Origin of the sequence: Allorhizobium sonneratiae, assembly GCF_023700755.1 — a bacterium.
GTDB lineage: Bacteria > Pseudomonadota > Alphaproteobacteria > Rhizobiales > Rhizobiaceae > Allorhizobium > Allorhizobium sonneratiae.
In genome coordinates, this window is the sequence record NZ_JAMKOJ010000002.1 from 251,973 (window position 1) to 273,586 (window position 21,614).

Here is a 21,614-nt window from a genome sequence, read left to right on the forward strand (position 1 = left end):
GCTTGCCATTTGCATGATGCAGATCGCCTTTGGCCGTAAACGGCAATGGTTTGCAGGCCCGCATGTTTTACAAAATCCTGATGTGACGCCTGAACACTCACAATCCTTCATGATTTCCATATCAGCTGGCAGCGAACCGGAAATTGTGAAACCGCCTTCCACACAAGGCGCGATGACAGTCCTATACTGTGTCGGCTCCCTGCCCGCGGCTGGACCTGTGCGCGACCCGCGTGTTGCAACCGTCTCGAAGAAAGTCGCAAGATGAGCATTCTGATCGTTGAAGACAACCCGACCAATGCAATGATCCTGAAGCATCTGGCACGCAAGGCCGCCGATGACGAGATCGTCGTTCAGTCCGATGCCAGTGAAGCGCTCGCCCTCTGCCATAATACCCATTTCGATCTTCTGATCGTCGATCAGATCCTCCCGGGCATGAGCGGACTGCAATTCATCAAGGCGCTCAGACAGTTGCACCGCTATGACCGCGTGCCGGTGGTGATGGTGACGGCAGATAACGAACCTGGCCTCAGGCAGGCTGCCCGCGATATGGGGATTGCCGATTTCCTGACGAAACCTGTCGAAGCGCTGGCTTTCCGCCAGATGATCGCCAACCATCGCGGCACTCCGGCGGCATCGGTCCGCTAATGGAGCTGACGACGATGGGACCTCTTCGCCTGGCATGTCTGTTCCTGCTGTCCGTCCTGGCTTTTGCGGGCCCGGCCCTGGCGCTGGATGAACCGCAAGGTCCGGTGATCCTGACGGTGCATGGCCCCATGACCCATCCCAATCGCGGCAAGGATGCCGTCTTCGACCGGCAGATGCTGGAGCGTCTTCCCGGGCGAACCGTCTCGCTGGTGACCCCCTGGACAAAAGGTAAGCCGCGGTTTTCCGGCCCCTATCTCAGGGCCGTTCTTGAGGCTGCAGGCGCCGCACCGACCGCACGGATCACCATCCATGCGCTAAACGATTACAGCGCAACCCTGCCGCCGGAAGATTTTGTCGGTATCAATACCATACTGGCCACCCGGCAGGACGGCGAGCCGATGAGCGTGCGGGAAAAGGGACCGCTCATGGTCATCTATCCTTTTGATGAAGATAGCAAACTTTACAGCGAGACCTATTTCTCCCGTTCAGTCTGGCAGATTAGCGATATCGAGGTCCTGCCGTGAACACGCTGCGCCAGACCATGCAGTCCAGCCGACACGCGCCACCGAAAACGACGATGATCCTGTTTGCGCTCTGCACGCTGTTGCTCGTCACGTTTCTGTTGCTGTTCAAGGATGTGTCCGACCGTTTTCGATTGCTCTTCGACGACATACGGGAAAATGCCGTCTGGTCTGTCTATCAACTCGATCGTGAGGCAAGGGTTCTCGACACGGATCTGATCAAGGCGCAGATGCAAGGTCTGAGCGATGGGCAGACGCGCGCCAATATCGCCATGCGCTACGAGATTCTTTACTCGCGTATCGACCTCGTCAATGAATCCCAGTTCGGCGCGCGCTACAGCCAGGATCCGTTGGTGACCGGCACGCTTGCCACCATACGCGGCCTCATTGGCGAAAATCAGTCCTTTTTCGATCGGATCGCCGCCGGCAAACCTGTCAGCGCGGACGATATCAAAAAAGTGGACACCTCCCTATCGGCGCTGGCTCGCGAAACGGAACGTCTGCTGATCTATACCAACACCTATGTCGGCGACGAGCGCGCCACGATCCGCAACAGCATGATCGAGCTTGAAAAAACCTCGACCGTGATGCTGACCCTGCTGATGCTGTCCGTCATCTTTCTGGTGGTCAATCTGCGCCGCCAGTTGAAATCGGTGCGAGAAACCAGTCACCGGCTGGAAATTCTCACCCGCGAACTGTCCGACGCCTATGAGGCCGCCGATGCCGGCAACCGGGCCAAATCGCAGTTCATGGCGACGATGGGCCATGAAATCCGCACGCCGCTCAACGCCATTCTCGGCATGGCGGAACTGATGGAATATACGCAGCTGCCGCCCGATGCGCTGCAAAGCGTCAAGACCATCCGAACCTCCGGCGAGGCGCTGCTGGAGGTGATCAACGAGGTTCTCGACTATTCCAAGATCGAACATGGCAAGCTGGAACTGGAAGAGCGGGCCGTCGATATTGCGGGACTGGCGGAAAGCGCCATCAGCATCGTGCGCGGGCGTGCGGACAATCAGGGCAATGTGCTGGTTCTCGACATTCCCACCTCGCTTGATGCGCTTTATGTGCGCACCGACCCGACACGCCTGCGTCAGGTTCTGCTCAATCTGCTGAGCAATGCGGTGAAATTCACCCATCAGGGCACGGTGACGCTGCGCCTCAGGGAATTTTACCGCGGCAGTGCGTTGATGCTGCGCTTCGAGGTCGAAGACACCGGCATCGGCATTGACGAGGCAGGCCTGGCCAAACTGTTCAAGCCGTTTTCCCAGGTCGATGCCAGCATCAACCGTAAATATGGTGGCACCGGCCTTGGGCTGACCATTTGCAAGCAGATTGTCGAAAAGCTGGGCGGCGAGCTTGGCATGAGCAGCACGGTGGATGTGGGCAGCATCTTCTGGTTCGAGTTGCCGGTGATGCGCGCTGGCAAGGATGATGTGCGGCAGAAATCCGGTGGCAGCATTGCCAATGACAGCCTGCCGCGTCTGACCATTCTTCTGGTCGAGGACAATGCCGTCAACCAGCAGGTCGCCAGCCGGTTTCTGGAAAAGCTCGGACAGAATGTGGTTCTGGCCCATGACGGTCAGGAAGCGGTGGAAAAAACCGAGACTGCCGTTTTCGATCTGATCCTGATGGATATGCATATGCCGCATATGGACGGGATCGAGGCGACGCGGCACATTATTTCACGCGGCGGGCCTTCGGCGCTGACCCCCATCGTGGCGATGACGGCCAATGCGTCCGACGATGACCGCCGCCGTTGCCGTGCCGCTGGCATGGTCGGTTTCGAATCGAAACCGGTGACGCTCGCCCGGCTCAAGGACGTGATCCTGACCTTTGCCCCCTCCCACCAGGAACCTTTGCCGTCCGACGACACGTCCGGGAATGCCCATCTCAGTCTTTCTCACGTCCTGCCGGAGGTTCTGGACGGCCTGGAAACCGACCTCACTTTTTCACCATCCTCCGAGGCAGCAGCCTTCGTCCCAGTCCTTCACGATGAGCCCCCTATGAGCCTTGCCGATCATTTATATGCTGTTTCCGGCCTCGACAGTGCGCGCCAGAGCGAACTGATCGAAGCCCTTGGAGACGAGATTTATCAGGAACTGATTGCCTCCTTTTTTAATGATGCCGATCAATTGCTGGCCGACCTCAACCAGGCCATTGCAGCCCGAGACAGCCGCGAAACCGACCGGGTGCTTCACACGATCAAGGGGGCGGCGGTGAATGTCGGACTGAACGATATCGCCGCCAGAGCGCATGCCTTGCGCTCCGGTGCACCCAATGCTGACGACGTCAGCAGCCTTTTTGAACAGATTGAAACAATGAAATTGAAACTTGTGGCCTGACCGCCACGGAGGCTGACATGCGCATTCTGCTGGTCGACGACAACAATACCAATCTCAAACTGCTGACCCGTCTGGTCAAGAAAATCGAAGGCTGTGACCCTCTGCCTTTCGCCACACCCGATGAGGTGTTGTCGGCGCTGCCTGAACTCGATTTCGATGTCGCCATCATCGATTACCAGATGCCGGTCTATACAGGTGTCGAGCTTTATGCCGAAATCGCCCGCTTTGACAAATATGCCGGTGTGCCGGTGGTTTTCATCACTGCCGATCACGACATGACCACCCGCATGGCCGCGCTGAATGCCGGCGCTATCGATTTCATCACCAAGCCGGTCAATCCGGTGGAATTTCATGCCCGTATCCACAATATCGTCAGCCTGACCGAGGCACGGCGGCAACTGGCCGATCAGGCCGACTGGCTGCACCGCGAGGTTGAAAGGGCGATGCATGAACTGCGCGAACGCGAACGCGAAATCGTCGAACGGCTGACACTGGCCGCCGGCTATAAAAATCCGGAAACGGTCCGTCATGTGCAGCGCGTCGCCGCCTATGCCGAAGCCATTGCCCGGGAGATGGGCCTGCCGGACGCTTTCTGCACCGATCTCAGGCTGGCAGCCCCCATGCATGACATCGGCACGGCCGCCATGCCGGATACGATCCTCTTGAAACAGGGCAAGCTGACCGAAGCCGAATACCGGCAGATGCAATCCCACGCGCTGATCGGCGGCGAGCTTCTGGCCAAGGGCCAGTCCTCGCTGCTGCAACTGGCATCGGAAATCGCCGTAAGTCATCACGAACGCTTCGATGGCCAGGGCTATCCAAACCGGCTTGCCGGTGACACCATTCCGCTTTCCGGGCGCATTGTGGCCATCGCCGACAGTTTCGACGCTTTGACGACGGAACGGCCCTATAAACCGGCCTGGCCATTCGACCGCGCGGCAGAGCATATTGCCAGCCGCGCCGGCAGCCAGTTCGATCCCGCCTGTGTCGAGGCCTTCCAGCGTGCGCTGGGGGTCATGCGCGAGATCATGGACACCGACCGGCGCGAACAGGCCGAAGAGATCGCGCAAAAGGCGATGAGCCAGAAGCTGGGCAAGATCGCCTGAGGACAATCCACCTGGATATTCGCCATCAAGCTGCAGGACATGTCTTGTCTTGAATGGTGAACGTGCTACTGCATCAACCACTGTCTTGACGCGACAGATCGCCATGCGCAACCGTGACTGCTGGCGATGCTGTCCGATACGCCGGAGGTTTCCATGCGCGCACTCACCATCCGTCGGCCCGATGACTGGCACCTGCATCTCAGAGACGGCGACATGCTGAAAGGCGTGATCGGCGACACCAGCCGTCACTTCGCCCGTGCCATCATCATGCCCAATCTGGTGCCACCGGTGGTGACGACCGCCGATGCGCAAGCCTATCGGGAGCGTATTCTTGCCGCACTCCCCAAAGGCGACCGCTTCGAGCCGCTGATGACCCTTTACCTCACCGAGCAGACCAGCCCGGACGATGTCGAGGCCGGCAAGGCAAGCGGGCTGATCACGGCGGTGAAACTTTACCCGGCGGGGGCAACCACCAACTCCCATGGCGGTGTGCGCGATCTGGACAAGGCCATGCCGGTTCTGGAACGCATGGCGAAAATCGGCCTGCCGCTTTGCGTCCACGGTGAAGTGACGACACCAGAGGTGGATATTTTCGACCGTGAAGCTGTGTTTATCGACACCGTACTCGATCCGCTGCGCCGTCGTCTGCCTGACCTCAAAGTGACAATGGAACATGTCACAACGAAAGAAGGCATCGACTATATCCGCGAAAGCCAGCACAATCTGGCCGGTTCGATCACCACGCACCACCTCATGATCAACCGCAACGCCATTCTGGTCGGCGGCATCCGCCCGCATTATTATTGTCTGCCGGTGGCCAAGCGCGAACATCACCGCCTGGCCTTGAGAGCAGCGGCCGTCTCCGGCGATGCCCGCTTTTTCCTCGGCACGGATTCCGCCCCGCATATCGATCCACTCAAGGAATGCGGTTGCGGCTGCGCAGGCATCTATACCTCGATCAATACGATGAGCTGTCTTGCCCATGTCTTTGAGGAGGAAAATGCTCTCGACCGGTTGGAAGCCTTCACCTCGCTGAATGGTCCTGCCTGGTACGGTCTTCTCCCGAATGAAGAACGCATCACCCTGACCAAAGGCGATTCCCCCATCAAATTTCCTGCAAAAATAGAAACAGACGCTGGCATCGTGACGGTTTTCGATCCGCTGGTGCCGTTATACTGGCACGTTGCGTCTTCATGAGCCGCCAATCCTGAATTCCCCTGACAACTTCAGGGGGAAAAAACCGGTTGTTCCTTTTTTGGACAAAACCTTGACAAGCAAACTAAGGATTTGACAAGGAAACTCCGCCAAGGTGATATATTAAATACACTACAGAACGTGGCGCATAAAGCGCTCTCCCGGGACGGCATGATGCTTGAATACAGGTCTCTTCTTCTGGCGCTAGGCGTTTCATCATTCTGTCTTTTGTTGACGATGATCGGCACCTGGACGGCGCGGCGTGAACAGTCTTTTCTGCTCAGTTGGGTCGTCAGCCTTGGAATTCTGATCATCGGCATTGTTTTATACAGCCTGTTTACCAGCCATCCATCACCGGCACTTGGTGCATTCAGCTGCAGCATATCAACGCTGGGCTTTGGCATTCTGCATCAGGCGGCAGTGCAATTCAGAAAGGATCAGTTTTCCTTTCAGATGCTTGTGTGGAAAACCATTCCGGCAATGCTGTTGATGGTCACGGCTTTTCTGACCGGCTATGGCGGGTTGGGCTTCATTCTTTACAACTTCGCCTGCGCAGTACTGATTGCGGCCTGTGCCCTGGAATATTGGCGCGTCAGGGCCGAATCACCTGGTGTGCTGATCGGGATGAGCCTGCTTTATCTGTTGACCGGCTTCTCCTTTCTGCTGTGCGCCGTCAACCTTGCTATTCTTGGCGCATGGCATCTTGCCGGGGCACCCTCAGGCTGGGCAGAAACCGTGAATATTGGTGCCTGTATCGCTGGCATGACCGGCATTGGTGGCTTGTCTCTTACCCTTAATCAAAGCCGGATCACTGCACACCACCGGCAACAGGCAATGACCGACGGTCTGACAGGGCTTTTCAATCGCCGCGCCCTCTTCGAATGCCATGAAAAGCATAAGTTTTATGAAACCATGGCCGTCATGGTGCTGGATATTGATCATTTCAAGTCGATCAATGACCGCTATGGCCATGCCGCCGGTGACAAGGTGATCTGCAGGCTGGCCGAGCTTTTGAAAGCCAGCCTCGGCGTCAGTTGCGCCGCACGGATCGGCGGCGAGGAATTTGCCATTGTCATGGTTCACAGCAGCCCGGCACAGGCCGACGTCATTGCCGAGCGCATCCGCCGCCAGTTTCAGGACGGGCGGATAGACCTTGCAAACCAGAGCCTGCAGGCAACAGTCAGTATCGGCATTGCCCATGGCACCCCGGAAGGCTTGTCCTTTGACGACAGCCTCAAACAAGCCGATCTCGCCCTTTATGCCGCCAAGCGAAAAGGCCGCAATCGCGTGGAACGCGCTTCATCCGGCTGGCAGGACGAAACCGAGGTCAAGAACGATTGCGCCTGAGGCGGCTCTGCCGTCATGACTGGCGTAAGAGGCCGATTGCTGCTATGGCGCTCACGCCAAACATGATGGAGCGCGCAATGACCGGGATAGCTTTCAACGACCCTGCCGTAATGGCCAATTTGCTGGCGAAAATGCTGTGGGAAATCAAGGCGGTGCATTTCAACGCCGATCAGCCCTACACCTTGGCCTCGGGCCTGCGCAGCCCCGTCTATATCGATTGCCGCAAACTTCTGTCCTATCCGCGTATCCGCTCAAGCGTCATCGATTTCGCCGCCGCCACCCTGCTCGCCAATGCCGGCTTCGAGGCTTTCGACTGCGTCGCAGGCGGCGAAACGGCGGGCATTCCCTTTGCCGCCCTGCTCGCCGATCGGCTCGGCCTGCCGATGATCTATGTGCGCAAGAAGCCCAAGGGCCATGGCCGCAATGCCCAGATCGAAGGCCATATGCCGGAGGGCGCACGCGTGCTGTTGATCGAGGATCTCACCACGGCTGGCGGCAGCATGTTTACCTTCATCGACGCGGTGCGCGCCGCAGGTGGCACGGTCGATCATGGCATCGCCCTGTTTTTCTATGATATTTTCGATGAGGCGCAAGAGCGTTTCGCCAAGGGTGGTGTAAAGCTGCATTCCATCGCCACCTGGCGCAATGTGCTGGCTGTGGCGCGCGAACAGACGCTTTTCGACGATACAACACTGAACGACGTCGAAGCTTTTCTCGACAATCCCTTCGACTGGTCCGGACGCCATGGCGGCGTGACCCAACTGGCCTGAGATCAAACGATCAGCAGGGCGCGAAAATCATTGACATTGGTGCCGGTCGGGCCGGTGACGAAAAGGTCACCCAGCGCATCGAACGCAGCGTAACTGTCATGCGCCTTGAGGATCGCGCGCGGATCGAGCCCGGTGGAGCGCAGACGTGCCAGCGTTTCGCCATCGACAAAGGCCCCGGCATTGTCTTGCGAACCGTCGATGCCATCGGTATCGGCGGCGAGCGCTGTTACCGGCAGACCGGCGATGTCGAGGGCCAGCGCCAGGGCAAATTCGCTGTTGCGCCCGCCCCTTCCCGCGGCCTGCCTTATCGTCACCGTGGTTTCACCACCGGACAAGACGAGCACCGGCCGCCGAAACGGCCTGTCCCGCAGCACGATTTCACGCGCAATCGCCCCATGCATCCGGGCAATGTCACGCGCTTCCCCCTCGATGGAATCGGACAGGATAACGGCCTCGACACCAGCAGCACGCGCAGCCTCGGCGGCAGCCGTCAGGGACAGGCCAGCCGAGGCGATCACATGATGGCGATGGGTATAAAAGACCGGCGCGTCCGGCAAGGGCGCATCCGCCGCCGGTGAGGCAAGGTGGTCCAGTGCGACCTGCGGCAGATCAAGATCATAGGTCTTGACGATCTCCAGTGCCTGCTGCCGGGTGGAATGATCGGGCACGGTGGGGCCGGAGGCGACATGGGCAGGATTGTCGCCGGGAATGTCGGAGAGGATAAAGGTGACGACCGGTGCTTTCGTCAGGGCCGCCAGCCGCCCGCCCTTGATGGTGGAGAGATGCTTGCGCACCACATTCATGGCCGAGATCGGCGCGCCGGAGGCAAGCAGGGCCTCATTGACGGCGATCTCATCGGCAAGCGTCATCCCCTCAGGCGGGGCAGGCAGCAAGGCCGATCCGCCGCCGCAGATCAGCGCAATCACCAGATCGTCTTCCCCGAGCGGAGCCACCGCCGCCTTGAGACAGGCGGCAGCATGAAGCCCGGCCTCATCCGGCACCGGATGACCGGCTTCCAGCAATGTGATCGCACCAAGTGGACAGCCATAGCCGTATCGGGTCACCACCACGCCGGAAAGCGGTCCTTGCCAGAGGCTTTCCAGCGCTGCGGCCATTTGCGCAGCCCCCTTTCCTGCACCAACGACAACGGTACGGCCTTTGGGCGGTCGCGGAAGATGCTGGCGCAGGCCATAGGAGGGATCAGCCGCCTTGACCGCCGTGCGGAAAAGCGTTTCGAGAAAGGTGCGGGGGGCAACGAAGGGCGATGACGCAGTTTGGATCACGCCGCTCTCGCCTTGGCCAGTGCGTCTTTCAGATCCTTTTCTTCCAGCACACCGGAATAAAGCGTCTTGCCGATGACAAAAGACGGTGTGCCCTGAAAGCCGAGCGATTCGGCCTGTTGCCAGTTGCGGGTAAGGACCCCGGATATTTCCATTTCATTCTGTTTGACCGCCGCCTTGACCTTCTCCATATCCAGCCCGGCGGCCGTCAGGGTCGAGGCGATCCGCTCTGCCGTCAAAGGTCCTTTCAGGGCCAGAAGCGCTTCCTGGGCAATGCTGTATTGATCAAACTTGGCGCTTGCCAGAACCGCCTGCGCCGCCATGGCCGACACCGGACCGAAGACCGGCCAATCCTTCATCACCAGCCGCACATTGCCATCTTCCTTCACCACCTTGGCAACGGTGGGATGGTTGGCCTTGCAATAGCTGCACTGATAATCGAAAAACTCGGCAATCGTGACATTGCCTTTGGGATTGCCCAGAACGGGGATATCCTTGTCGAAGAACACATCCCTCGGCCCAATGGGCTCCTCAGCACGGCTGGCGGCGGGAAGCAGAATGCTCGCCGCTGTGGCGGCAACGAATGTACGGCGTTTGATCATCGGTCTTTCCTCTTTGAGGAGGAGACTATCACTCCGGTACAAAAGCAACAGAGCCTATCTGCTTCAATCCATCACGATCTCTCGCACCCTGATTGTGTCATCCCTGACGGTCCTCCTGTAACAGGAGGTCATAAATCAACACCGACCACCCATACGGGCGAAGCATATAAGCACGGACGCTCAGGAATGGCTGGCACGCAGCGCAGTCCATGGCCTTTCACGCATCAACTCCACCAGCACGTTCAGATAATCAACCGGTTTGGAACGGATATGATCTGCGGGAATACCCTGTTTGACTATTTCCTGAAGCGAGCTGCCAGAGACGACACGATAGGGGATGCCAGCTCGGCTCAGCCTTTCAACCAATGGCGTCGTCGGCCCATCCAGAACCTGATAATCGACAATGGCAGCGGCAATACGCAGACTGTCGAGACATTCCAGCGCATCCTTCACCGTTTCGGTGGTCACCACATTGACACCGGCATGGGCGACGCTGTCGGCGGCATCCATCGAAATGAAGGCATCGTCCTCGACGATCAGGATCGTTTCCGGTTCCGGTTTCATCGTTCATCTCCTTGTTGCAAGAGACAAACGCATGATGCGTTATTTTGTTCTTCTATGGAGCAAATTCAGTAGAATATGATGAACAATATATTAATTTATTATTCTATACTTATGGCTCTGACTTTACCCGAAAGCAATAATCAGCGATCTCATTATGATGTGAACCTGTTGTCTTCCATGACGTCTGTGAACGGAAGACGACAGGATCAAACACCACACGGGAGCGTCGTATCAGGCTTCGTCAAGATCGTCAGGCCGACCGACGCTGATATAGGTAAACCCCTTAGCCTTGACATCGGCGGACTGATAGCAGTTGCGCAGATCGACCAGAACCGGCGCGGCCATCAGTTGTTTCAGCCGGGCAAAATCGAGATTTCGGAAGATGGACCACTCGGTGATGATCACCAGCGCATCGGCCTCGGCGGCAGCGTCCTCAACCCCGTCGCAATACGTCAGCTCCGGCAGCACCTGTTTCATCGCGCTCATGCCTTCCGGGTCATAGGCTTTGAGCCGCGCGCCCCGGTCCTGCAGCGCCTGAATGATCGACAGCGCCGGCGATTCGCGGATGTCGTCGGTATCCGGCTTGAAGGTGAGGCCAAGAATGCCAATGGTCTTGCCGCGCAATTCGCCGCCAACGGCGCGTTCGACCTTGCGGGCCATGGCGCGCTTGCGTGTATCGTTGATGCCGACAATGGTTTCGATCAGGCGGATCGGGCTCGAATGATCCTGCGCCGTCTTGACCAGGGCCAGCGTATCCTTGGGAAAGCAGGAGCCGCCATAGCCGGGGCCGGCATTGAGGAATTTCTGGCCGATGCGGTTGTCGAGACCCATGCCGCGGGAAACATCCTGCACATTGGCGCCGACATGCTCGCACAGATCGGCGATTTCGTTGATATAGGCAAGCTTGAGCGCCAGAAAGGCATTGGCAGCATATTTGGTCAGCTCCGCCGTGCGGCGCGAGGTAAACAGCAGCGGATATTTCGCCGGATCGAGCGGCGCATAGACCGCCGCCATCGGCGCGCGGGCGCGCTCGTCATTCAAGCCGACGACAACGCGGTCGGGCGCCATGAAGTCGGCAATGGCAGCTCCTTCACGCAAAAACTCCGGATTGGAGACCACCGCAACATCGGCTGCAGGATTGGCCTCGGCAATGATCCGCTCCAACTCGTCGCCAGTACCGACCGGCACGGTCGATTTGGTGACGATGACAGTGAAGCCCTTGACGGCACGCGCCACCTGGGCTGCGGCCGAATAGACGTAAGAGAGATCGGCATGGCCATCGGATTTGCGCGATGGTGTGCCAACCGCAATGAACACCACCTCTGCACCCGCCACCGGCGCAACCAGATCGGTGGTGAACTGCAATCGACCGGCGTCAACATTCTTGGCGATCAACTCTTCCAGACCCGGCTCGTAGATCGGCACCTCGCCCTGGTTGAGCCGGTCGATCTTGCCGGCGTCCTGGTCGATGCAGGTCACATCATGACCAAAATCCGCAAGGCAAACGCCGGACACCAATCCGACATATCCAGATCCGATGATTGCGATACGCACGTTCTGCTCCACTTCGAGAGCAATTGCCACGGACACGAACGCCGGGGCAATTGCGTTTTACCTTCAATCCGGGCAAATCCTTCAGCGTTTACCCGGTTGTCTGCAGCAGTTTGCGCCCTGTCAAAGGCAACAACCGCCACACTTGAATCTGCTGCCGAAGAGACCTGAACCCATCCTGGTTTCAGACCTGCTGCAGCCGTCAGCCACCGTAATTGGATCTGGAATGCCAGGACCATGCTGAACGGATAATATCTTCCAGACTGTAGCGCGGGCTCCAGCCGAGGATCTCGCGCGCTTTATCGTTATTGGCAACCAGCGTGGTGCTGTCGCCTTCGCGGCGCTCTGCATATTCTACGGGGAAGGGCTTGCCGGAGACGGTTTCAATCGTGCCGAGCAGTTCCTTGACCGTCGTGCCGGTGCCCGTGCCGAGATTGAGGGCGACGGTCGTGCCGCCATCGAGAAGATATTCCACCGCCCGCACATGAGCATCGGCCAGATCCAGCACATGGATATAATCGCGCACGCAGGTGCCGTCACGGGTATCATAATCGCTGCCGAACACCTTGAAACCCTGACGGCGGCCAAGGGCTGCCTCCAGCGCCAGCGGTATGGCATGGGTTTCGGGCGTGTGCCATTCGCCGATCCGGCCTTCGAAATCCGCGCCTGCTGCGTTGAAATACCGCAGGATGACCGAGCGGAAACCGGTATAGCTGTCGTAATCCTTCAGCGCCTGCTCGACGATCCATTTCGTCCGGCCATAGGGATTGATCGGCGCCTGACGGTGCTCTTCATCCAGCGGCAGCGTCTCCGGCAGACCATAGGTCGCACAGGTGGAGGAAAAGACGAAGGCCTTGATGCCAGCTGCCTGAGCCGCCGCCAAAAGCGTGAGCGAACCGATGACATTGTTTTCATAAAAAGCAACCGGGTCCTTAACCGATTCCCCCACTTCAATCAGCGCAGCAAAATGCAGGATGGCCAGCGGCTTATGTTTCGCCAGAACCTCATCCAGCCGCGCCCGGTCGCGAATATCACCCTGTTCCAGCGGCCCCCATTTGACGAATTCACCATGACCATTGGTCAGATTGTCATAAACAATCGGCGTAAAGCCGCGCTCGGCAAGGGCAAGGCAGGTGTGCGAACCGATATAACCGGCACCACCGACGACGAGAATGGGTTTGTCTGTCATCATGTCTTTCCGTCAGGATTTCGATGGTGCTGTTCTAGGCAGGTATTTTGGGGTTGTCCAACGAATAGCTGAGGCGCTGATTTTGTTTCTTCAGGATTTTAACGACAAAAGGCGGCCCTTGTTTTCACGCAGAACCGCAGGTGGCGCCACAGCCTGCACAATAGCGCAAATTTTCCTGCTGCGGTTTCAAACCGGGGTTTCTCACACTCCCATGCACGACCATAGGCAAACGACCTGACTGAGGCACAGAAACAACCAGACGGCTCTACATTGGCAACAAAAGTCAAAACCCTTGAAAAGCCGCAATTGCAAAAATTTGACGTTTACGTCAATGTAAGTTTACGGTTATGATTTCTAAATCGACAGGTTTAGAGTACAGTCGACTTCATGCTCCGCCCGAGGAGGACAACGGGCGAGCATCGATCCGAGGGAGTGAGGAATGGGAAGCTTTAGCGCATTGGACCGGTCCGCTACGCCGGATCGTATCTGGTTGTCATCCTATCCGGCCACGGTGCCGGCCGACTTGCCGCCTTTGCCCTTCGAGACGCTCGGCGCGTTTTTCGACGACCGCACGGCGCGCTATGCCGATAGGACAGCCTTCACCAGCATGGGCCGGTCGATGAGCTTTGCCGAGCTGGGCGAAAGCGCCACCCACATCGCCGCCTGGCTGCAGGAGGAAGGGTTTCGCAAGGGCGACCGGATCGCCGTGATGCTGCCGAATATTCTGCAAAGCCCGGTGATCGTCTATGGTATTTTGAAAGCGGGCATGGTGGTGGTGAATGTCAACCCGCTCTATACCCCGCGCGAGCTGGAGCATCAGCTGAAAGATTCCGGCGCGGTGGCGATTTTCGTTCTGGAAAATTTCGCCGCCACCGTCGAGGCGGTTCTCGCACGTACAGCGCTTCGCCGCGTCATCGTTGCCACCATGGGCGACATGCTGGGGCTGAAAGGCCATCTGGTCAATTTCATCGTCCGCAAGGTGAAAAAACTGGTGCCGGCCTGGTCGATCGACCGGGCAAAATCCTTCCGCAGCGTATTGAAGGAAGGCTCCCGTCTCGGCCTGCGCCCGCCTGCCATGACCCGTGACGATGTCGCCTTCCTGCAATATACTGGCGGCACCACCGGCGTATCGAAAGGTGCGGTGCTGACGCATAGGAACCTGCTTGCCAACACCCTGCAGATGTCGCTCTGGATCAACTCCGCCTTCGATGACAAGCATCGACCGGAGGTTCTGACCTTCCTCTGCGCCCTGCCGCTTTACCATATCTTTGCGCTGACGGTGAACTCACTGATGGGGCTGGAAACCGGCGGCCACAATATCCTGATCCCCAATCCCCGCGACATTCCGGCGCTGGTCAAGGAGATCGACAAATATCACATCAACATCATCATCATTCTCAACACGCTGTTGAATGCGCTGTTGAACAATGAAGACTTCCGCGAGATCGACTTCTCCCATCTCAAGCTGACCTTTGCGGGTGGAATGTCGGTGCAGCGGCCAGTTGCCGACCGCTGGCGCGATGTGACGGGCTGCATGATCATCGAAGGCTACGGGCTTTCGGAAACCTCGCCGGTGGCCACGGCAAATCCGATGAATATCGCAGATTTTACCGGGATGATCGGCATTCCCATGCCCTCGACCGAAGTCGACATTCGTGACGAGGACGGCAACCGCCTGCCGCTCGGCGAGGTGGGTGAGATCTGCATACGCGGACCGCAGGTCATGGCCGGTTACTGGCAGCGGCCGGAGGAAACTGCCAAGGTGATGACACCGGACGGGTTTTTCCGCTCAGGCGACATGGGCGTGATGAACGAAAAGGGCTTCACCAAGATCGTCGACCGCAAGAAGGACATGATCCTCGTCTCTGGCTTCAACGTCTATCCCAACGAGATCGAAGAAGTGGCGGTGATGCATCCGGGCATTCTTGAAGCCGCGGCCATCGGCGTGCCGGATCAGCATTCCGGCGAAGCGGTCAAGCTTTTCATCGTGCGCAAGGACCCGTCGCTGACGGAAAAGGAGGTCAAGGATCACTGCGCAAAGAACCTGACCAATTACAAACGCCCGCGCTATGTGGAGTTTCTGGACGCACTGCCGAAATCCAATGTCGGCAAAATCCTGCGCAAGGATCTGCGCCGCTAATCCTCGGACCTTACAGCGCCGTGCGCCAAAGATGGCGCATGGCGCTGTAACACGTTTCATCTGCTGCATCATTTTCACCTTCAATTTCACCCGATTTCAGCAATGATGCAGGAGCCCCGACACATAAGCGGTCTGGCAACACCCCTGCCAGCCCGTGTCGATGAGCGGCCATTCCTTCCGTCTCGAATCGACAGCTATGTCCCGATTAAATCGATTTGGGATTTCGGGCGTTATGCAGTAGGGTCCGGCCTCACATCGCAGTGGAGGACAGAATGCAAGAGATGATCGATGCGCTGAAACAGACCGTTTCCACCACCTCGGCCACGGACCTGAGAGCCGCCTTTGCCCGGGACAAGGACCGGTTCGAGCGGTTCAGCGCCCGCCTTGACGATCTTTTGATGGATTATTCCAAATGCGCCGTGAATGACGAGATCATGGCGCTGCTCGAAAAAGTTTTGCACGAAGGCGGCGTCGAAGCCAAGCGCGAGGCGATGTTTTCCGGCGAGGCGATCAATTTCACCGAAGGTCGCGCTGTGCTGCATACCGCCCTGCGCAACCGCTCCAATCTGCCGGTTGTCGTCGATGGCAAAAATGTCATGCCGGATGTCAATGGCGTGTTGCAAGCCATGACCGGCTTTGCCGAAGCCATCCGCCAGGGCACGATCACCGGCGCGACGGGCAAGGCCTTCACCGATGTGGTCAATATCGGCATTGGCGGCTCCGACCTCGGACCGGCCATGGCGACGCTGGCGCTGGCTCCCTTTCATGACGGGCCGCGCCTGCATTTCGTCTCCAATATCGATGGCGCCCATATTGCCGATACGCTGAAGCTGCTTGAACCGGAAACGACGCTGTTCATCGTCGCCTCCAAGACCTTCACCACCATCGAGACCATGACGAATGCGGCCACCGCCCGCACATTCATCGCCGACGCCCTTGGTGAAGCAGCGGTCGGGGCGCATTTTGCCGCCGTTTCCACCGCCCTCGACAAGGTGGCCACATTCGGCATCGGCACGGATCGTGTCTTCGGCTTCTGGGACTGGGTTGGCGGTCGCTATTCCATCTGGTCAGCCATCGGTCTGCCCTTGATGATCGCCATCGGGGCAGATCGCTTCGTCGAGTTCCTGAGCGGCGCGCATGCGATGGACAATCACTTCCGCACCGCGCCGTTTCGGCAAAATCTGCCAATGCTGCTCGGCACCATCGGCTATTACCATCGCAATGTGCTGGATTATCCGACCCGCGCCATCCTGCCCTATGACCAGCGGCTGGCGCGCTTTCCCGCTTATTTGCAGCAGCTGGACATGGAATCGAACGGCAAGGGCGTGACCATCGATGGCACGCCGGTCAAGGGCCAGTCCGGCCCCGTCGTCTGGGGCGAGCCCGGCACCAATGGCCAACACGCCTTCTACCAGCTGATCCATCAGGGAACCAGCATCATTCCGGCGGAATTCATGATTGCCGCCAATGGCTTCGAGCCGGAACTGCGCCATCAGCACGAGCTTCTGATCGCCAATTGCCTTGCCCAGTCGGCCGCCCTGATGAAGGGCCGCACGCTGGAAGAGGCCAAGGCCCAGTTGCTGAAGGCAGGCATGGAGGCGAAAAAGGCCGACCATATCGCCCCCCACCGGGTCTTTACCGGCAACCGTCCCTCAATCACCTTCGTCTATGAGCAGTTGACCCCTTATGCGCTCGGCCGTCTGATTGCTCTTTACGAACACCGGGTCTTTGTCGAAGGTGTGCTGTTCGGCATCAACTCCTTCGACCAATGGGGTGTGGAACTGGGCAAGGAACTGGCCACCGGTCTTTTGCCGGTGGTCGAGGGCAAGGCCGGAACCGAAGGTCAGGACGGTTCGACTGCCGGTCTGGTGGCCGCCATCCGCGCTGCATCGAACTGACCCTTTTTCACCGGTTTTCACGAATATGTGTGCGGCGCAGCAATGCGCCGCTTTTTTTGCGATCCCGCGAGAGCTGCCTGCTTGACACAGGCGTGGAAGAAGCGCATGAGCGGCGCTGAAAAGGCGCATCGAAAGCTTCGTATAATGTCTTTTCAAAACATGGATTTGGCGTTTTTCTGCGGAAACGGTTTCCACAGAGACCGCCAATGGGTGAAAGCTAATGGACAGTTCCAGTCGATCTAGAAACTCTGTCATACGGCCCGTGACCGGCTGAGCTTTCCGCTCGTCCGCCGGTTTTCAGGGACCGGGAAAGGATGAGCCGCAATGCATGCTCTCAAACATCCCCCTTGCATTCAGGATGCAGACCTTGCGTCTGTCATCAGCCTGTTACAGGCGTATCGCTATGCCGTTGCATACGGCTGGCGACGAAGCGGAATGACGCCAAGAGCCATGCGCTTTTGCCGTTCTTCCGCCAAGGCGATCGCATCCATTAAGACAAGGGCTGGCCTGCCAGCCCCTGTCTGAACGGATGACCGAACCACCGCGACCCTTAAACCTAGACGCAGCCCTATCATCCGGAGCCTGCCCATGCTCTTTCAGAAAAATGCGCCGCTTGCACTGCGCCGTTCCGTCCTGCCGACACTTTGGGATGGCGTGGCGCTGTTCCTGGTCATCGGCCTGATCGTTGCCATTGCCTATGGCGCGGAAGCCACCTATCAGCCGCTGACAGCACTGAATGCAGCGCCGCTGTCGCTCGATCCGTCGCATCTGCCGCTTTATGCGCTGCGCACCATGCTGCGCATGCTGGCGGCCATCGTGTTGTCGCTGATCTTCACCTTCGTCTATGCCACGGTTGCCGCCCGCAGCCGCCGGGCGGAGATGGTGCTGATCCCGATTCTCGACATTCTGCAGTCGGTGCCGATCCTCGGCTTCCTCACCTTCACCGTCACCTTTTTCATGAACATGTTTCCGGGCAAGGTGCTGGGGGCGGAACTGGCGTCGGTTTTTGCCATTTTCACCAGCCAGGCCTGGAACATGACCTTCAGCATGTATCAGTCGATGCGCAGCCAGCCGAAGGATCTCGAAGAGGCAACGGCCAGCTTCCATCTGAGTTCCTGGCAGCGCTTCTGGCGGCTGGACGTGCCCTTCGCCATGCCGGGCTTGGTCTGGAATGCGATGATGTCCATGTCCGGCGGCTGGTTCTTCGTCGTTGCCTCGGAAGCCATCACGGTCGGTGACACCACGGTGACCCTGCCCGGCATCGGCTCCTATGTGGCCATGGCGATCAAGGAACAGAACATCCTCGCCATTGGCTATGCCATTGCAGCAATGCTGGCGGTGATCATTCTCTATGACCAGCTGCTGTTCCGCCCGCTGGTCGCCTGGGCCGACAAGTTCCGTTTCGAGACCACCGCCTCGTCCGAAGAACCGACTTCCTGGATGCTCGACCTGATGCGCCGTTCACGGGTGATCGCCGCCATTACGGCGCCACTCGGCTGGCTGGCCCATATCGTCTGGTCGATCCGTTTTCCGAAACTCAGCCTGAAGGCCGCCCTGCCGACGGCAGGCACAAAGCGCAACGGCAGGGTCCATGCCGGACGGATTTTTGACGGGTTGTGGTTCGGCATCATTGCCGTGGCCGGGGTCTATGCCGCGGTCATCAGCATCGGCTATCTGCAGACCGCCATTGGCTGGAGCGATGTTGCCACCGCCGTTCTGGACGGGGTGATTACCCTGATCCGTGTCGTGGTGCTGATGGTGCTGGCAACGGCGGTCTGGGTGCCGATTGGTGTGTGGATCGGGCTTCGCCCCGGCATTGCCGAAAAGGTGCAGCCGCTGGCGCAGTTTCTCGCCGCCTTTCCGGCAAACCTCGCCTTCCCGGTTTTCGTCGTCGTGATTGTCCGCTTCCACCTCAATGCCGATATCTGGCTGAGCCCGCTGATGATCCTCGGCACGCAATGGTATATTCTGTTCAATGTCATTGCCGGTGCCTCTGCCTATCCGAGCGAGTTGAAGGAAGCGGCCCGCAGTTTCGGCATTACCGGCTGGCGCTGGTGGGTGAAGGTGATCCTGCCCGGCATCTTTCCCTATTACGTCACCGGCGCAATCACCGCCTCCGGCGGTTCGTGGAATGCCAGTATCGTTGCGGAAGTGGCAAGCTGGGGCAATACGCAGCTCTCCACCCCCGGTCTCGGCTCCTATATTGCCGATGCCACGGCCAAGGGCGACTATCAGCGCGTGGTGCTCGGCATCATCGTCATGTGCGCCTTCGTCACCCTGTTCAATCGTCTGGTCTGGCGCCCGCTCTATACGCTGGGCGAACGCCGCCTGCGGCTTTAGCGCCATCGGAATTTTTCGTTTTTGACACGCCATTCCTGACCAAGAGGGTCATCCCATGCTCGACACCGTCAACAAAACCCCGCTGATCGATATCCAACAGGCCTGCCGTTCCTTTCCCAAGGGCAGCGGCAATGATGTCATGGTGCTGGAAAATGTCGATCTCACCATTCACGAAGGCGAAATCGTCGGCCTGCTCGGCCGTTCCGGTTCCGGCAAATCCACGCTGCTGCGCATCATCGCCGGCCTGATTTCGCCCTCTTCCGGCAAGGCGCTTTGCCGTGGCGAGGAGATCGACGGGCCACCGCCCGGCATTGCCATGGTGTTTCAGTCCTTCGCGCTGTTTCCCTGGCTGACCGTGCTGCAAAATGTCGAGCTCGGCCTCGAAGCCCAGGGTGTGGATCGCGACGAGCGCCGCAGCCGCGCCGAGGCCGCCATCGATCTCATCGGTCTCGGCGGCTTTGAAAACGCCTATCCGAAAGAACTCTCCGGCGGCATGCGCCAGCGCGTCGGCTTTGCCCGGGCACTCGTCGTCCATCCCGATCTGATGCTGATGGATGAGCCCTTCTCGGCGCTCGACGTACTGACGGCGGAAACGCTGCGCACCGACATGATCGATCTGTGGATGGAAGGCCGGCTGCCGATCAAATCGGTGCTGATCGTCACCCACAATATCGAGGAAGCGGTGCTGATGTGCGACCGCATTCTGGTGTTTTCCTCCAATCCGGGCCGCGTCGCCTCGGAAATCAAGGTGGATCTGCCGCATCCGCGCAATCGTCTCGACCCGACCTTCCGGCAGCTGGTCGACAGCATCTATGCCCGCATGACCCAGCGTCCCGAGCCCAAGGCACCGAGCGCCGAAGGCATTCCAGGCACCGGTGTCGGCATGATCCTCGAACCGGTCTCGACCAACGTCATGGCCGGCCTGATCGAGGCGCTGGCACGCGAGCCCTATCATGGCCGGGCCGACCTGCCGGTGCTGGCGGGCGTGTTGCAACTGGAGGCGGATGAGCTGTTCCACCTGGCGGAAGCCTTGCAGCTCCTGCGGTTTGCCCAGTTGAGCGAAGGTGACGTGGTGCTGACCGAGGAAGGCAAGCGCTTTGCCGATCTCGACACTGACAGCCGAAAGGATCTGTTCGCCAGCCACCTCGCCTCCTATGTGCCGCTGGTCGGGCTGATCCGCCGCGTGCTGGACGAGCGCCCCTCGCACAGCGCCCCTGCCGCCCGTTTCCTCACCGAGCTTGAGGATTACATGTCGGAGGATTACGCTGAGGAAACGTTGAAAGCCGTGGTGTCCTGGGGACGCTATGCCGAGCTGTTCGCCTATGATGAACATAGCGAAATGTTCAGCCTCGGCGAGGATGAAGAGGATTGAGAGCATGAGCGATGCGAAACTGGCGATTGTCACCGGGGCGGCCCGCGGCATCGGTGCTGCCGTTTCGCATCGTCTTGCCCGCGACGGCTTTGTCGTGATGGCCGTCGATCGCGATCACGGGGCCGCATTGTCCGATATGGCGCAGGCCATGAGTGCTGCGGCCGGGCACTGTCTTGCCGTTCAGGGCGACATCGCCGATCCAAACCTGTTTCCCGCTCTGTTCGACAGGGCGGAAAGCCTTTATGGCGGGGTGGATGTGCTGGTCAATAATGCCGGCATCATGGTGAAAAAACCGATGGCCGATATTGATGACGAGGAATTCGACCGACAGATCGCCGTCAATCTCAAGGGCAGTTTCAACGGCCTGCGCGAAGCCGCCAGACGCATGCGCAACGGCGGACGCATCGTCAGCCTCTCCAGTTCGGTTGCCGCCATGCGGGCCGAAACCTACAGCATTTACGCCGCCACCAAGGCCGGGATCGAAACCATGACCGCCATTCTCGCCAAGGAATTGCGCGGGCGCTCGATTACCGTCAATGCCATCGCACCGGGGGCGACGGCCACCGATCTGTTTCTGACCGGCAAGAGCGAAGAGGCGATTGCCGCCTTCGCCAGACTGGCACCCCTTGAAAGGATCGGCACGCCAGATGAAATCGCAGCAGCAATCGCCTTTCTCGTTGGCCCGGAAGGCGGCTGGATCAATGGCCAGACCATTCACGCCAATGGCGGCGTGATATAAGCCGACTGACC

Annotated in this window: 18 protein-coding genes; 13 read left to right on the forward strand and 5 right to left on the reverse strand. The window is 58.9% G+C overall.

The window, feature by feature from the left end:
- Positions 1–13 precede the first annotated feature (13 nt).
- The 8 genes from NAC44_RS04160 to NAC44_RS04195 all read left to right on the forward strand — a co-directional run bounded on the left by NAC44_RS04160 (position 14) and on the right by NAC44_RS04195 (position 7,928).
- The gene (locus tag NAC44_RS04160; protein WP_250938068.1) at positions 14–265 is read left to right on the forward strand and encodes a hypothetical protein; all 252 of its coding nucleotides are present in this window, start codon (positions 14–16) and stop codon (positions 263–265) included.
- Positions 262–645 carry a response regulator gene (locus tag NAC44_RS04165; protein WP_250938069.1) on the forward strand — a complete coding sequence of 128 codons (384 nt, stop codon included), beginning with the start codon at positions 262–264 and terminating at the stop codon, positions 643–645. The genes NAC44_RS04160 and NAC44_RS04165 overlap by 4 nt, the downstream gene beginning before the upstream one ends.
- 14 nt (positions 646–659) lie before the next feature.
- Positions 660–1,169 (forward strand): putative pterin-binding protein, encoded by a 510-nt coding sequence (locus NAC44_RS04170; RefSeq protein ID WP_250938070.1) that lies wholly within the window; start codon positions 660–662, stop codon positions 1,167–1,169.
- The gene (locus NAC44_RS04175) at positions 1,166–3,511 is read left to right on the forward strand and encodes an ATP-binding protein (RefSeq protein WP_250938071.1); all 2,346 of its coding nucleotides are present in this window, start codon (positions 1,166–1,168) and stop codon (positions 3,509–3,511) included. The genes NAC44_RS04170 and NAC44_RS04175 overlap by 4 nt, the downstream gene beginning before the upstream one ends.
- Before the next feature lie 17 nt (positions 3,512–3,528).
- The gene (locus tag NAC44_RS04180) at positions 3,529–4,617 is read left to right on the forward strand and encodes an HD domain-containing phosphohydrolase (RefSeq protein ID WP_250938072.1); all 1,089 of its coding nucleotides are present in this window, start codon (positions 3,529–3,531) and stop codon (positions 4,615–4,617) included.
- 153 nt (positions 4,618–4,770) lie between these two features.
- Positions 4,771–5,814, forward strand: coding sequence for a dihydroorotase (gene pyrC, locus NAC44_RS04185; protein ID WP_250938073.1), 1,044 nt, complete (start codon positions 4,771–4,773; stop codon positions 5,812–5,814).
- Positions 5,815–5,985: 171 nt separating this feature from the next.
- Positions 5,986–7,158 carry a GGDEF domain-containing protein gene (locus NAC44_RS04190; RefSeq protein ID WP_250938074.1) on the forward strand — a complete coding sequence of 391 codons (1,173 nt, stop codon included), beginning with the start codon at positions 5,986–5,988 and terminating at the stop codon, positions 7,156–7,158.
- Between the two features lie 77 nt (positions 7,159–7,235).
- Positions 7,236–7,928 (forward strand): orotate phosphoribosyltransferase, encoded by a 693-nt coding sequence (locus NAC44_RS04195; RefSeq protein WP_250938075.1) that lies wholly within the window; start codon positions 7,236–7,238, stop codon positions 7,926–7,928.
- A 2-nt stretch (positions 7,929–7,930) separates the two neighbouring features.
- On the opposite strand, the gene NAC44_RS04200 is transcribed toward NAC44_RS04195, so the two are convergent.
- From NAC44_RS04200 to galE, 5 genes are all read right to left on the reverse strand, one after another.
- Positions 7,931–9,208, reverse strand: coding sequence for a glycerate kinase type-2 family protein (locus NAC44_RS04200; protein WP_250938753.1), 1,278 nt, complete (start codon positions 9,206–9,208; stop codon positions 7,931–7,933).
- On the reverse strand, positions 9,208–9,810 hold the full coding sequence (locus NAC44_RS04205) for a DsbA family protein (RefSeq protein WP_250938076.1): 603 nt from the start codon (positions 9,808–9,810) through the stop codon (positions 9,208–9,210). Before NAC44_RS04205 ends, NAC44_RS04200 begins: the two co-directional genes overlap by 1 nt.
- A gap of 180 nt (positions 9,811–9,990) precedes the next feature.
- Positions 9,991–10,374 carry a response regulator gene (locus NAC44_RS04210; RefSeq protein WP_250938077.1) on the reverse strand — a complete coding sequence of 128 codons (384 nt, stop codon included), beginning with the start codon at positions 10,372–10,374 and terminating at the stop codon, positions 9,991–9,993.
- Positions 10,375–10,605: 231 nt separating this feature from the next.
- Positions 10,606–11,928 (reverse strand): UDP-glucose dehydrogenase family protein, encoded by a 1,323-nt coding sequence (locus tag NAC44_RS04215; protein WP_250938755.1) that lies wholly within the window; start codon positions 11,926–11,928, stop codon positions 10,606–10,608.
- A gap of 199 nt (positions 11,929–12,127) precedes the next feature.
- On the reverse strand, positions 12,128–13,114 hold the full coding sequence (galE, locus tag NAC44_RS04220) for a UDP-glucose 4-epimerase GalE (RefSeq protein ID WP_250938078.1): 987 nt from the start codon (positions 13,112–13,114) through the stop codon (positions 12,128–12,130).
- Positions 13,115–13,553: 439 nt separating this feature from the next.
- Here galE and NAC44_RS04225 point away from each other — a divergent pair, with 439 nt between their 5' ends.
- The 5 genes from NAC44_RS04225 (at position 13,554) to NAC44_RS04245 (ending at position 21,603) form a co-directional block, all read left to right on the forward strand.
- Positions 13,554–15,254, forward strand: a complete 1,701-nt coding sequence (locus NAC44_RS04225) for a long-chain-fatty-acid--CoA ligase (protein ID WP_250938079.1) — start codon at positions 13,554–13,556, stop codon at positions 15,252–15,254.
- A gap of 272 nt (positions 15,255–15,526) precedes the next feature.
- Positions 15,527–17,152 carry a glucose-6-phosphate isomerase gene (gene pgi / locus NAC44_RS04230; protein WP_250938080.1) on the forward strand — a complete coding sequence of 542 codons (1,626 nt, stop codon included), beginning with the start codon at positions 15,527–15,529 and terminating at the stop codon, positions 17,150–17,152.
- Between the two features lie 588 nt (positions 17,153–17,740).
- Complete coding sequence (locus NAC44_RS04235) at positions 17,741–19,492, forward strand: ABC transporter permease (RefSeq protein ID WP_250938081.1); 1,752 nt, start codon at positions 17,741–17,743, stop codon at positions 19,490–19,492.
- Positions 19,493–19,547: 55 nt separating this feature from the next.
- A complete protein-coding gene (locus tag NAC44_RS04240) occupies positions 19,548–20,864 on the forward strand; it encodes an ABC transporter ATP-binding protein (RefSeq protein WP_250938082.1) in 1,317 nt (438 codons plus the stop codon).
- Between the two features lie 4 nt (positions 20,865–20,868).
- Complete coding sequence (locus tag NAC44_RS04245; RefSeq protein WP_274706786.1) at positions 20,869–21,603, forward strand: SDR family oxidoreductase; 735 nt, start codon at positions 20,869–20,871, stop codon at positions 21,601–21,603.
- Positions 21,604–21,614: the final 11 nt, after the last annotated feature.

Coding starts and splice junctions, on each gene's coding strand:
- NAC44_RS04160 (WP_250938068.1), top strand. CDS start 14: ATGATGCAGATCGCCTTTGGCCGTAAACGGCAATGGTTTGCAGGCCCG.
- NAC44_RS04165 (WP_250938069.1), top strand. CDS start 262: ATGAGCATTCTGATCGTTGAAGACAACCCGACCAATGCAATGATCCTG.
- NAC44_RS04170 (WP_250938070.1), top strand. CDS start 660: ATGGGACCTCTTCGCCTGGCATGTCTGTTCCTGCTGTCCGTCCTGGCT.
- NAC44_RS04180 (WP_250938072.1), top strand. CDS start 3,529: ATGCGCATTCTGCTGGTCGACGACAACAATACCAATCTCAAACTGCTG.
- pyrC (WP_250938073.1), top strand. CDS start 4,771: ATGCGCGCACTCACCATCCGTCGGCCCGATGACTGGCACCTGCATCTC.
- NAC44_RS04190 (WP_250938074.1), top strand. CDS start 5,986: ATGCTTGAATACAGGTCTCTTCTTCTGGCGCTAGGCGTTTCATCATTC.
- NAC44_RS04195 (WP_250938075.1), top strand. CDS start 7,236: ATGACCGGGATAGCTTTCAACGACCCTGCCGTAATGGCCAATTTGCTG.
- NAC44_RS04205 (WP_250938076.1), bottom strand. CDS start 9,810: ATGATCAAACGCCGTACATTCGTTGCCGCCACAGCGGCGAGCATTCTG.
- NAC44_RS04210 (WP_250938077.1), bottom strand. CDS start 10,374: ATGAAACCGGAACCGGAAACGATCCTGATCGTCGAGGACGATGCCTTC.
- galE (WP_250938078.1), bottom strand. CDS start 13,114: ATGACAGACAAACCCATTCTCGTCGTCGGTGGTGCCGGTTATATCGGT.
- NAC44_RS04225 (WP_250938079.1), top strand. CDS start 13,554: ATGGGAAGCTTTAGCGCATTGGACCGGTCCGCTACGCCGGATCGTATC.
- pgi (WP_250938080.1), top strand. CDS start 15,527: ATGCAAGAGATGATCGATGCGCTGAAACAGACCGTTTCCACCACCTCG.
- NAC44_RS04235 (WP_250938081.1), top strand. CDS start 17,741: ATGCTCTTTCAGAAAAATGCGCCGCTTGCACTGCGCCGTTCCGTCCTG.
- NAC44_RS04240 (WP_250938082.1), top strand. CDS start 19,548: ATGCTCGACACCGTCAACAAAACCCCGCTGATCGATATCCAACAGGCC.
- NAC44_RS04245 (WP_274706786.1), top strand. CDS start 20,869: ATGAGCGATGCGAAACTGGCGATTGTCACCGGGGCGGCCCGCGGCATC.